Annotated in this window: 9 protein-coding genes; 6 read left to right on the top strand and 3 right to left on the bottom strand. The window is 60.3% G+C overall.

Features of this window, described 5'->3' with window-relative positions:
- Nucleotides 1–18: 18 nt before the first annotated feature.
- Nucleotides 19–2286: a ComEC/Rec2 family competence protein gene (locus IP76_RS11745; RefSeq protein WP_245281452.1), complete on the bottom strand. Its 2268-nt coding sequence runs from the start codon at nucleotides 2284–2286 to the stop codon at nucleotides 19–21.
- A gap of 499 nt (nucleotides 2287–2785) precedes the next feature.
- Here IP76_RS11745 and gltA point away from each other — a divergent pair, with 499 nt between their 5' ends.
- The 6 genes from gltA (at nucleotide 2786) to glp (ending at nucleotide 9766) form a co-directional block, all read left to right on the top strand.
- The gene (gene gltA / locus IP76_RS11740) at nucleotides 2786–4075 is read left to right on the top strand and encodes a citrate synthase (RefSeq protein WP_054158402.1); all 1290 of its coding nucleotides are present in this window, start codon (nucleotides 2786–2788) and stop codon (nucleotides 4073–4075) included.
- 213 nt (nucleotides 4076–4288) lie between these two features.
- Entirely contained in the window at nucleotides 4289–6178 is a 1890-nt protein-coding gene (locus tag IP76_RS11735; protein ID WP_054158401.1) for a peptidylprolyl isomerase, read from the top strand.
- 24 nt (nucleotides 6179–6202) lie between these two features.
- Nucleotides 6203–7225 carry an anthranilate phosphoribosyltransferase gene (gene trpD / locus IP76_RS11730; RefSeq protein ID WP_054158400.1) on the top strand — a complete coding sequence of 341 codons (1023 nt, stop codon included), beginning with the start codon at nucleotides 6203–6205 and terminating at the stop codon, nucleotides 7223–7225.
- A gap of 8 nt (nucleotides 7226–7233) precedes the next feature.
- Nucleotides 7234–8049, top strand: a complete 816-nt coding sequence (gene trpC, locus IP76_RS11725) for an indole-3-glycerol phosphate synthase TrpC (protein ID WP_054158519.1) — start codon at nucleotides 7234–7236, stop codon at nucleotides 8047–8049.
- Nucleotides 8046–8543: a cyclic pyranopterin monophosphate synthase MoaC gene (gene moaC, locus IP76_RS11720; protein ID WP_054158399.1), complete on the top strand. Its 498-nt coding sequence runs from the start codon at nucleotides 8046–8048 to the stop codon at nucleotides 8541–8543. Before trpC ends, moaC begins: the two co-directional genes overlap by 4 nt.
- On the top strand, nucleotides 8543–9766 hold the full coding sequence (glp, locus tag IP76_RS11715) for a gephyrin-like molybdotransferase Glp (RefSeq protein WP_054158398.1): 1224 nt from the start codon (nucleotides 8543–8545) through the stop codon (nucleotides 9764–9766). The genes moaC and glp overlap by 1 nt, the downstream gene beginning before the upstream one ends.
- A gap of 6 nt (nucleotides 9767–9772) precedes the next feature.
- Here glp and IP76_RS11710 read toward each other — a convergent pair whose 3' ends face one another.
- Both IP76_RS11710 and IP76_RS11705 read right to left on the bottom strand, forming a co-directional pair.
- On the bottom strand, nucleotides 9773–10366 hold the full coding sequence (locus IP76_RS11710; RefSeq protein WP_156318553.1) for a hypothetical protein: 594 nt from the start codon (nucleotides 10364–10366) through the stop codon (nucleotides 9773–9775).
- Nucleotides 10335–11972: a CTP synthase gene (locus tag IP76_RS11705; protein ID WP_082352506.1), complete on the bottom strand. Its 1638-nt coding sequence runs from the start codon at nucleotides 11970–11972 to the stop codon at nucleotides 10335–10337. Before IP76_RS11705 ends, IP76_RS11710 begins: the two co-directional genes overlap by 32 nt.
- Nucleotides 11973–12034 lie beyond the last annotated feature (62 nt).

The following is a 12034-nucleotide window of genomic DNA, read 5'->3' as shown; positions in this document are numbered from 1 at the left end:
TATGGTAAGCTTAGGGGCTCATTTTATGCCGGCCATGGTCGTAATATCATGGTTGTATGCGCTCTTGCCTGTACGCCAGTCGTAGAGGCGATGTGCAGTCCAGGGGCGCGGCAGACCATCGAAGGCCGCGCGCACTTGGATCGAACTTTTCTTTCCGCGTCCCGGTGCGATTTCTATTTCTAGCGCGCCACTCATACGCAGCGTGCTCTCCGTGAAGAGGATAGTGCCGGACCGGCATTGAGCAACGCGACTTCGCGATGCCAGGATAACGATGTCGGCGGTGTCGCACGCTGCGCCGAGGAGATCCGACCGATCCAGGGTCATGAGTGTCCGGTTGCTAAACTTTGCCACGCAGGCACCTTTCAGGCAGGTGAATGCCTTCGGCGTTGCCTTGCGCACCAGTTCCTTAAAGATATTCGCTGCCTCTCTTTGATCGGTATCGCTCAATTCTTGCCGTAGCGGACTCTGTCGTGAAGAATCTTTGACGTCCCCGCTTTGCACGGTATCCGGGCTCCACGCCGCTCGCTCAGGCAACGGCGGAACGTCTGCCTCGATCGGAACGGCCAGTGCGTCAACGTCGAGAACCGGGCGCCATTGATCGAAGAGGAAAGCTGGCGGCTTCTTTTTATTGGTGGCGAGGATGCTGCGATCCGCATCGACAAAGAAGGCGACGAAGCGGCCGTCTTCGCTGACAAAAAGACTGGGAGGCTGTTCAAGGGGCGCCAACCACGCCAGAGCCGCCGTCACGACGAACAGGCTTGCGCCGACGAGGCGGAGCCGCGTGCGCAGCAAGGTCAAGAGCAGCAGGCCAAGAACGGTTCCTGCGATAAACCAGGCCGGCTGGCGCGGGAAGACATAACCATCGCCCCAGGCAGCGACGGCGTGCGCCACGACCAGAACAAGATCCAGCCCCGCCCCCATCACCCAAAGAAAAGGTGCATCGAAGCCAAACGGCATCAGCAGCATGGCGACGAAACCGGCCGGCATCACCACGACCGAAATCAGGGGCATGGCGGCAAGATTGGCCTCAAGTCCATGGGGCGAGAGACGATGAAAATGCGAAATTGAGAAAATGGCGGTGGCCATGCCACCGATCAGGGATGTCGCAAGTGTACCGCCCGCAAACCTTCCGGCAGCCGCCACGAATCGCGCCGGCAAAGATCTGCCCCTGGGCAGGAGCGGCGGCGGCTTTGCCGTCCATCCAGCGTAACCGGCGATCAGGGCTGCAGTCGCAGCAAAAGACATCTGGAAACTTGGCCCCATCACCGATGACGGCTGAACAACCAACATGCCGATGGCCGCCAGTGCGAGATTGCGCAGGCTGATCGCTGGTCGATCGAAGAGGACGGCTGTCAGCATGATGGCCGTCATCAGATAGGCTCTCAGGGCCGAGATCTGATAACCGGAGACCAACACATAGCCCGTCGTCGCGACAAGGGCGCCGCCAGCCGCCAGTTTCTTGATCGGAACGCGTTGGGCTATGACCGGCAAAAGGCTGAGGGTGGCGCGGAGCCCTACGAAGAAAATGCCCGCGGCGAGCGCCATGTTCAGTCCGGAAATCGCCGTGATATGGGCAAGTCCCGACACCCGTAGCGCCTCCGTCGCCTCGGGCGACATGGAACGGCGCTCGCCCGTGATGATGGAGGCAGCAAAAGCGCCGGTATCGCCCGGCAGGACATCACGGATTCGGCTGGAGATCCGATCACGGAAGGAAAAGAGCGCCTTGTCGAATCGTTGCAACCACCCGTTGCGAGCCTCGGGATCAAGACCTGCCGATGCCGGCGCTCCGAGAAAGAAGCCGACCGCACCAATGCCTGCGTAGTAGCTCTGGAAGGCAAAGTCATTCATGCCCGGCAAAGCAGGCCCCGAAGGCGGCGATAGCCGCACGCGTCCAGTGATGACAGCGCCGATGGCCACCGGCTCATGCCGGCTGCGGGCCAGCAGCGACACGCGCTCTGGCCGGCGGCGAATTGTCGGCTCGGCCGTTGCCGTCAGTCGGACGACATAGCGCCATTCAGCGCCGGATCCCGCCTCCCGCCGCTCGACGATACCTGTTGCGATCGTCACCACCGGTTGATCGAGGATCGTGGTGCCAGCACGATGGGTTTCCCAGCCTGCGAGCAGCATGCCGGCCGCCATCAGGGCAAGGGACAAGAACATGGCCCTATGCAGTTCCGATGCCCGCCGGACGATCGCTCCGCAAAGGCATACAGCCAGCAGCGCCGAAAGCAGCACGCTCGACGGCGGCGCGGGTGCCAGGAACCAGATTACCGCCCCAAGGCCCAGCCAGACTGGAACGAAGAGAAAGAGATGGCCGTAGCGCGCCTCTTCCTGCAGAGCGGTTATGATGGCGACGTTCAGATGATCCAGGCGATCGCGCAGCGAAGGATACCACCGTAGCGATCGTGCAAAAATTTCGACGGTGCGATGAAATGAGCGCTCATTCGGTGCCGCCTTAAACGGCCCCGGCTCCGCCCCCGAAACCTCTTTCCTTCTGTTCGCCAAATCCACCATTCGGCGCGCCCCCGCCGGGTCGACAACTGCGCCCGCGCCCAGACCATAAGACATTCCGAAAAACAATCAACGCGTGCGTAATTTGCAACGCAGGGCAACCTTTGAGGCGTTTACTTCCTCGAACCGATCGGTTCGATTGTTGCCGATTTCGCGATGCACAATTTGCCCTTTGGATAGGTTGGCATTAACTTCGGTATCATATAGCTACAACACACGCTTAACCGATGGCGGCTTTTTCAAGGCGCCTTCCCGCCAATTCCGGAGGATCAGCATGACGGACAAAAGCGCTTCTTTGAAACTCGGTGACAAGACGGTCGACCTGGGCGTCAAGGCCGGCACGATCGGGCCCGACGTGATCGATATCGCGGCCCTTTACAAGCACACCGGCGCATTCACCTACGACCCGGGCTTCACGTCCACCGCCTCATGCGAATCCAAGATCACTTATATCGACGGCGACGAAGGCGTGCTGCTGCATCGCGGCTATCCGATCGAGCAGCTGGCCGAAAAGGGTGACTTCCTCGAAGTCTGCTACCTGCTGCTTTACGGTGAACTTCCGACCGCTGCACAGAAGAAGGATTTCGACTACCGCGTGACCCATCACACGATGGTGCATGAGCAGATGTCGAAGTTTTTCTCCGGCTATCGCCGCGACGCGCATCCGATGGCCGTCATGGTTGGCACCGTCGGCGCGCTCTCCGCCTTCTACCACGACTCGACCGATATCACCGATCCGCATCAGCGCATGGTTGCTTCGCTGCGCATGATCGCCAAGATGCCGACGATCGCCGCCATGGCCTATAAGTATCATGTCGGCCAGCCCTTCGTTTACCCGAAGAACGATCTCGACTACGCATCCAACTTCCTGCGCATGTGCTTTGCCGTACCCTGCGAAGAGTACCAGGTGAACCCGGTCCTCGCCCGCGCCATGGACCGCATCTTCATCTTGCATGCTGATCACGAGCAGAATGCGTCCACCTCGACCGTCCGCCTTGCGGGCTCGTCTGGTGCCAACCCGTTCGCATGCATCGCGGCTGGCATCGCCTGCCTTTGGGGTCCGGCCCATGGTGGTGCCAACGAGGCAGCGCTCAACATGCTGCAGGAGATCGGCTCGGTCGATCGCATCCCTGAATATATTGCGCGCGCCAAGGACAAGAACGATCCGTTCCGCCTGATGGGCTTCGGCCACCGTGTCTATAAAAACTATGATCCGCGCGCAAAGATCATGCAGAAGACCATGTACGAGGTCCTGGAAGCCACCGGCCACGGCGACGATCCGCTGATGAAGGTTGCGCTTGAACTCGAAAAGATCGCGCTCAACGATCCCTATTTCATCGAGAAGAAGCTTTACCCGAACGTCGACTTCTATTCGGGCATCACGCTGCGCGCGCTCGGCTTCCCGACGACGATGTTTACCGTTCTCTTCGCGCTCGCCCGTACCGTCGGCTGGATCGCACAGTGGAACGAGATGATCGAAGATCCGCAACAGCGCATCGGCCGTCCGCGCCAGCTCTACACCGGCGCGCCGAAGCGCGACTACAAGTCTCTGACCGAGCGCTGAGCGCATTTTCATCACTGCAAAAAGGCCGGCATTGTCCGGCCTTTTTTTCGTTTCCGGGCTGAGGTTGAGCCAAAGAGGGAGCCTCCACCTGAAACTCGCCGTGATCACTGCGGTTTTCGGTCGTGGCAGCCTTCATTTCCCAGCGGCTTTGTTCTAAGGAAGTCCACCCAATTCGTTCGATGCAACGAACCGCCAAGGAGTTTATGCGTCCCGATGCTCGTGTTCATGAGAAAAGCTTCCCAGACCATTTTCGCCAAGTTGCTGCTTTTGCTTCTGGTCGTTTCCTTCGGCGTCTGGGGGGTCTCCGCATCCCTGTTCAGCACCACCACTGACACTGTGGTGTCGGTTGGGGATCAGACCGTCTCCACCAGCGACTACGCATTTGCCTATCAGCGCACAGTCGCTGAGATGAGCCGGCGTTTCGGGACACAGCTGACAACAGAGCAGGCCCGTTCCCTCGGCGCCGAAAACCAGGTCTTTTCGCAGCTGGCCGCAGGCGCAGCGCTCGATCAGCTGGCGTCCGATATGAACCTCGGCCTGTCTCAGGATCGCCTTGCGCAGTTGATCGGCGAGGACCCGGCCTTCATCAATACGGCTGGCAATTTCGATCGCGCACTCTTCTCCAGCCGGTTGCGGAATGCAGGCCTGCGTGAGGAAGACTATATCAATGAACGCTCTCGCGTTGCCGTGCGCAGCCAGATCGTCGACGCGACGTCGGAAGGCTTTGCTGCACCGAAAGTGCTGGTCGATGCGATCCGCGACTATCGGTTTGAAAATCGCGATGTCGACTACTTGTTGTTGACGAATGCCAATATCGATCCCGTGAAGGCTCCCGAAGAAGAAGTGCTGAAGACCTGGTTCGAAACAGCGAAAGCCCGCTACCGTGCGCCTGAATATCGCTCTTTTACCTATGTGAAGCTTGAGCCTTCCGATATCGCCGATGCCGCGACTGTAACGGACGAGCAGATTGCGGCTGAATATGAGCGCCGCAAAGCAAGCTTCACCATTGCTGGCAGCAGAACCATCGAGCAGCTGAGCTTCGAAAATCGCGAGCTCGCGGATGCCGCCCTGGCTGAATTGAAAAATGGCACCACGTTTGATCAGCTCGTTACGGATCAGGGCAAAACTGCCAGCGACGTTCTGCTCGGCGAATACACCCGTGACCGCCTCCCCGATGTTGCCATTGCCGACGCAACCTTTGCGGTTGCGGCCGATGGCGGCACGACGCCGGTGGTCGAGGGCGCACTCGGCCCCGTCATTCTGCGTGTCACCAATATCAAGGATGGCCGTACCCGCAGCCTTGACGAAGTGCGGGAAGAGATCCGCAAGGAACTTGCCGAAGCAGCAGCAATCGCCGATATCAACGCCGTCCATGATCAGTTCGAGGATTTCCGCGCCGGCGGCTCGACTTTGAAGGAAGCAGCAGACCAGCTGAAGCTGCAGGTCGTGACTGTAACCGACATCGACAGCCGAGGCCTCAATACCCGCGAAACCGAAGTCACCGACATTCCGGCGCGAGATGCCGTGCTGGCTGAAGTTTTCCGCACCGATATCGGGCTCGAAGCCAATGCGGTGAACCTCGGCACCACCGGTTACCTGTGGTTCGAGGTGACAGACATCAAGAGCGAGCGCGATCGCGAGCTCGCTGAAGTCAGGGATCGCGCCGTAGCAGATTGGACAGCCGAGCAGCAACGAGCAGCTCTTGGTGCACGCGCCGAAAGCCTTCGCCAGCGTGTTCAGGATGGAACGCCGCTAGAGACAATCGCCACTGAGCTTGGCCTTGCCGTCGAGCGCAAGGCGGGCCTGTCGCGCCGCACCGAAGACGCCGTTCTCGGCCCGACCGCCGTGTTCTCGGCGTTCGGCGGCCCCGTCGGCACAACGGCCTCAGCCGCTGGCGCTGATCCGGCGACGCAGATCCTGCTCAAGGTGACCGCCGTCCGCGACGAGCCAACCGGTATGGTGGCTCCCGATGAAGAACAGCAGTTGCTGTCGCTCGCGAACGCCGTCGGTGACGACATTCTCGACCAGATGGTGAACCAGCTGCAGGCACAATACGGCGTCAGCATCAATCAGGCGCTGGCTCAGCAGGCCATCGTCCGCTAACACGACGCAAGGGGGAGTGTGTCCATGTCCGGTTTAAAACCCTTCCTTGCCAGGATCGCGACGCGGTATCCGCTGACACGACAGGAGGCGAGTGACGCGTTCGAGATCCTGATGTCGGGCGAGGCCAGCATGGCGCAAATCGGCGCCTTCCTGATGGGCCTGCGCGTCCGCGGGGAGACCGTTGACGAGATCGCCGGTGCGGTCGCGATCATGCGCCAGAAGATGATCACCGTAGACGCACCTGACGATGCCATCGACATCGTCGGTACGGGCGGCGACGGCACGAACACCTACAATATCTCGACACTTGCAGCGCTGATCGTTGCGGGTGCCGGCGTGCCAGTTGCCAAGCATGGCAACCGGGCGCTCAGCTCTAAATCGGGCACGGCCGATGCGCTGTCGCAACTCGGCGTGAAGCTCGACATCGACCCGGAGACGATTTCACGCTGCATTCGCGAGGCCGGTATCGGCTTCATGTTCGCCCAGCTCCATCATCCCGCGATGCGCCACGTCGGCGGCGCACGGGTCGAACTCGGGACACGCACGATCTTCAATATCGTCGGACCGCTGTCGAGCCCGGCGCGGGTTAAGAAGCAGCTGTTCGGCGTCTATTCACCGGAATGGGTGGGCCCCGGCGCGGAAGCGCTACGGGATATTGGATTGACCAGCGCCTGGGTGGTGCATGGCAGCGGGCTGGACGAGATCACGACGACGGGTCCAAGCATGGTGGCGGAACTGCGCGATGGTGAAATCCGCAACTTCGAACTGACCCCGGATGATTTTGGTGTTGCCACCGTTTCACTCGATGCGATCCGTGGCGGTGATGGCGCCGTCAATGCGGCCGCTCTCCAGGATGTTCTGTCAGGTGCGAAGACAGCCTATCGCGACGTGGCGCTTTGCAATGCGGCTGCCTCCCTGATCGTTGCCGGCAAGGCTGCCGACGTGACCGAGGGTATGCATCTTGCCAGCCAGTCGCTCGATGGTGGTGGTGCGGCAGCAGCGCTTGCCAAGCTGGTCGCCATTTCCAATTCCGCTGTTACGAGCTAAGCTTGGCCATGACCGACATTTTGAAACAGATCGAGATCTACAAGCGTGAAGAAATCGCAGCTGCCAAGGTTGCGCGGCCGCTGGACAGCCTGAAAGCGGCCATCGAAGCGCAAGCGGCGCCTCGTGGTTTCTACAAGGCGCTTATGGCGGCACGGGCAGAAGGCCGTTTCGGCCTGATCGCCGAAATCAAGAAGGCGAGCCCTTCCAAGGGTTTGATCCGTCCCGATTTCGATCCGGCGTCGCTGGCGGCTGCCTATGAGGCCGGCGGTGCCGCCTGCCTCTCGGTGCTGACGGATACACCGAGTTTCCAGGGTGCACCGGAGTTTTTGGTCGCGGCACGCGATGCCTGCGCACTTCCGGCGCTGCGCAAGGATTTCATGTTCGAGACCTATCAGGTCCACGAGGCACGTGCCTGGGGAGCCGATTGCATCTTGTTGATCATGGCGTCACTCTCCGACGATCAAGCCGCTGAACTGGAAGCCGAAGCGCACGCGCTCGGCATGGATGTCTTGGTCGAAGTGCATGATGCCGAGGAAATGGAGCGGGCTCTGCGGCTCACGTCTCCGCTGGTCGGCATCAACAATCGCAATCTGCGGACTTTTGAGGTTAGCCTGACGGTCAGCGAAGAGCTGGCGCCAATGGTGCCCGAAGAGCGCCTTCTGGTCGGAGAGAGCGGGATCTTCACCCACGACGATTGCCTTCGTTTGCAGGCAACCGGCATAAGCACCTTCCTCGTCGGTGAAAGCCTGATGCGCAAGGACGACGTCGCGTCGGCGACCCGACTGCTGTTGAACGGTGCAAGCGGCGCCTTGGCAGCCGAATGACCGAGGATCGCTCCGGCCTGACCCATATCGGCGTCTCAGGCGAGGCGCATATGGTCGATGTGGGCGACAAGATCGACACCGTTCGCATTGCACTTGCAGAAGGTCATGTTCGCATGGCCATGGAGACGCTTGAGACGATCAGGGAGGGCAATGCCAAGAAGGGCGATGTGATCGGGACGGCAAGGCTGTCCGGCATCATGGCAGCCAAACAAACGGCCAATCTTATTCCCCTGTGCCATCCGCTGATGCTGTCAAAGGTGTCCGTCGACATTACCGAAGACGAGACCCTGCCCGGCCTTCGGGTCGAAGCGACCGTCAAGCTAACGGGCAAGACCGGTGTCGAGATGGAGGCGTTGACGGCCGTTTCCGTTGCCTGCCTGACGATCTATGACATGGCGAAGGCTGTCGACAAAACCATGGAGATTGGCGGCATTCGGGTTCTGGAAAAAACGGGCGGCAAATCCGGTCCGTTCCGCCACCCGGAGGCTGGCTGATGTCACTGATTGCCGTCGAGGAGGCGCAGGCACGCTTGCAGTCGGCCATCCGACCCATCACCGAGACGGAATACCTCTCCCTGCATGATTGCGACGGCCGGGTGCTGTCCGCCGATGTGGCTTCCAGGCTCACACAACCACCTTTCGACGCCTCGGCCATGGACGGCTATGCGCTGAAGGCAGACGAGGCGACGGAACCCGGCGCCGTTCTGCGCGTGATCGGCGAATCGGCTGCCGGCCGTGGTTTTGCGGGTACGGTGCAACGCGGAGAGGCGGTGCGGATCTTCACCGGCGCCCCGGTCCCGCAAGGTGCCGATTCGGTGCTGCTGCAGGAGGATGCCGAGAAGCTTGAAGGTGGCCAGATCCGGACGACATTTCCGGTGACAATGGGACGTCATATCCGTCCACGCGGCCAGGATTTTCGCGAGGGTGACACCACCCTGACGGCGGGCACGCTCGTCGACTTCACACGCATCACGCTGGCAGCCGCGATGAACCACGCGGCCTTGCCCGTCTATCGTAAACCTCGCGTCGCCATCATCGCCACCGGCGACGAACTCGTATCCCCCGGAGACCGGCCCGGCGCGCATCAGATCATTGGCTCGAACACGTTCGGCATCGCGGCTATGGCGCGCGCGCTCGGCGCAGAAATCATCGATCTCGGCATTGTCGGTGATGACCGAGTGGTAATTGCAGGCGCAATCGCAAAGGCAGAGGCCGCCAAGGCAGATGTGGTGGTCACCCTGGGCGGTGCGTCGGTTGGTGACCATGATCTCGTTCAATCGACTTTGCTAGCCGCCGGCATGGTTCTCGATTTCTGGAAGATCGCCATGCGACCCGGCAAGCCGCTGATGGTCGGCAAACTTGGCGACATGCATGTTCTGGGACTGCCCGGCAACCCGGTATCGAGCATGGTCTGCGGCCTGTTGTTTCTGGAACCGCTTCTGGCGACGATGGGACACCGCCCGCTGCCAGACCGCATGGCCATAGCCCGCCTTGCCGCCCCCCTTGCCGCCAATGACCGCAGACAGGACTATCTCCGTGCCAGACTATCGAAAGACACGGCTGGAGATCTGCTCGTACAGAGTTTCGGCAAGCAGGACTCCTCGATGATGAATATCTTCGCGCAGTCTGACTGCCTCATCATCCGCCCACCGCATGCGCCGGCACTCGAAGCCGGTGCAACTTGCTCCATCCTGAAACTGCGTCCATCGTCGTTCTGACGGCTCTTACGACGCAATCGCGGCTGTGTCTTCCGCTGCGGTATCTTCATCGAAACCCATTTGGCGTTTGATGAACTGCTGGATGTCATCCTCGACAGTTTTTCGTTCCTCGTCCGGAAGGGCTGCTACATCTTCTTCGGTCAGTCCGCGGCTTTCGAGGTACTGTTCCCGCAGACGCTCGGCGAGGCTTTTGGTTGCCATGTCGCTGAATTCCGAAGCCAAATCATCCTTGGCAACAGCCGCCTTCTCGGCATCTTTCGAGTAATAGACATTTGTCTGGAGAAGCCAGAGGCTGCTGGTCAATGTCTTTGCCGAGACATCCGCTTCCACGCCGATAGATTTTCCAGATGCCGTCGCGGTGGTGGTGGTGCTGGGCGCGGCCTCCGCCGAGCTTTGTCTGGATGGGGTGTTATAGGTCGTCGAATAGATGGTGTTGTCGCCGATTCGCATAGCAAACTCCCGGATCACCACTTGAGATTGCAGGACGCGACTTACCTGGAGCTGGATTGCACAACGAAAAACCCGGCACAAAGGCCGGGTTTCCCAAAGGCTTACTGGATTTCCGACCTCAGACGAGTCGGCTGCGATCCAATGCTGCACCGATGAAGCTCGCAAACAAAGGATGCGGATCAAGCGGGCGCGACTTCAGTTCCGGGTGGTACTGAACGCCGATAAACCACGGATGATCCGGGTATTCGACCGTTTCCGGCAGAAGACCATCCGGCGACATGCCCGAGAACACCAGACCGCAGGATTCCAGGCGGTCCTTGTAGTCGACATTCACTTCGTAGCGGTGACGATGGCGCTCGGAAATGTCCGAGGATCCATAGATCTCGGCAATCTTGGTGCCCTTCTTGAGCGAAGCCTTGTAAGCGCCGAGGCGCATGGTGCCGCCGAGATCGCCGACAGCCGAACGCTTTTCGAGTTCGTTGCCCTTCATCCACTCCGTCATCAGGCCAACCACCGGTTCTTCGGTGCGACCAAATTCGGTGGACGAAGCGTTTTCAATGCCAGCGAGGTGACGGGCTGCTTCGACAACGGCCATCTGCATGCCGAAGCAGATGCCGAAATACGGCACCTTGCGTTCACGGGCGAACTGGGCCGCCAGGATCTTGCCTTCCGAACCGCGCTCGCCGAAGCCGCCCGGCACCAGGATGCCGTTGACCTTTTCGAGCCACGGGGCCGGATCTTCCTTTTCGAAGATTTCCGACTCGATCCATTCGAGCTTGACCTTGACGCGGTTGGCGATGCCACCGTGATAGAGAGCCTCGATCAGGGACTTATAGGCATCCTTGAGGCCCGTATACTTGCCCACGATCGCAATCGTGACCTCGCCCTCCGGCGTGTGGATGCGGTTGCAGACTTCCTCCCAGGCGTCGAGGCGCGGCTTGGGAGCCGGCTCGATGCCGAAGGCCGCGAGGACTTCGTTGTCGAGGCCTTCCTTGTGGTAGGCCATCGGCACATCATAGATGTTAGCGACGTCGAGGGCCTGAATCACGGCGCTTTCACGCACGTTGCAGAACAGCGAGAGCTTGCGGCGCTCTGCCTGCGGAATCTCGCGATCGGCGCGAACGAGCAGGATGTCGGGATGAATACCGAGCGCCTGAAGTTCCTTGACCGAATGCTGGGTCGGCTTGGTCTTCAGCTCGCCCGCCGCCGGGATATAGGGCATCAGCGTCAGGTGGACATATACGGCCGTGCCGCGCGGCAAGTCGTTGCCGAGCTGGCGGATCGCTTCCATGAAGGGCATGGCTTCGATGTCGCCGACGGTACCGCCGATTTCGCAGATGACGAAATCATACTCGTCATTGCCTTCGATAACGAAATCCTTGATCTCGTTCGTGACGTGCGGAATTACCTGAACGGTCGCGCCGAGATAGTCGCCGCGACGTTCCTTGTCGATGATGTTTTTGTAGATGCGACCGGTGGTGATGTTGTCAGTCTTGGTGGCCGACCGCCCCGTGAAGCGTTCATAGTGACCGAGGTCGAGGTCGGTCTCGGCGCCGTCGTCGGTGACGAAGACTTCGCCATGCTGAGTCGGGCTCATGGTGCCCGGGTCAACGTTGAGATAAGGGTCCAGCTTGCGCAGACGCACGCGGTAACCGCGAGCCTGCAACAATGCTCCGAGTGCCGCGGCCGCAATTCCTTTACCAAGAGAGGAAACCACGCCGCCAGTGATGAATACATATCGCGCCATGGGCTTCACCGGATACCGTTTAAGATGAGATTCCGCCAGCCCCAATCGCGTTTGTCCCGCATTTTTATGCG

Origin of the sequence: Rhizobium sp. AAP43 (genome assembly GCF_001296045.1) — a bacterium.
Taxonomy (GTDB): domain Bacteria; phylum Pseudomonadota; class Alphaproteobacteria; order Rhizobiales; family Rhizobiaceae; genus Allorhizobium.
The sequence above is the reverse complement of the archived record's forward strand: the minus strand, read 5'-3'. Positions and strand labels throughout refer to the sequence as shown.

Excerpts from the sequence above, each read along its gene's own strand:
- gltA (WP_054158402.1), top strand. The coding sequence starts at position 2,786 with ATGACGGACAAAAGCGCTTCTTTGAAACTCGGTGACAAGACGGTCGAC.
- IP76_RS11735 (WP_054158401.1), top strand. The coding sequence starts at position 4,289 with ATGCTCGTGTTCATGAGAAAAGCTTCCCAGACCATTTTCGCCAAGTTG.
- trpD (WP_054158400.1), top strand. The coding sequence starts at position 6,203 with ATGTCCGGTTTAAAACCCTTCCTTGCCAGGATCGCGACGCGGTATCCG.
- trpC (WP_054158519.1), top strand. The coding sequence starts at position 7,234 with ATGACCGACATTTTGAAACAGATCGAGATCTACAAGCGTGAAGAAATC.
- moaC (WP_054158399.1), top strand. The coding sequence starts at position 8,046 with ATGACCGAGGATCGCTCCGGCCTGACCCATATCGGCGTCTCAGGCGAG.
- glp (WP_054158398.1), top strand. The coding sequence starts at position 8,543 with ATGTCACTGATTGCCGTCGAGGAGGCGCAGGCACGCTTGCAGTCGGCC.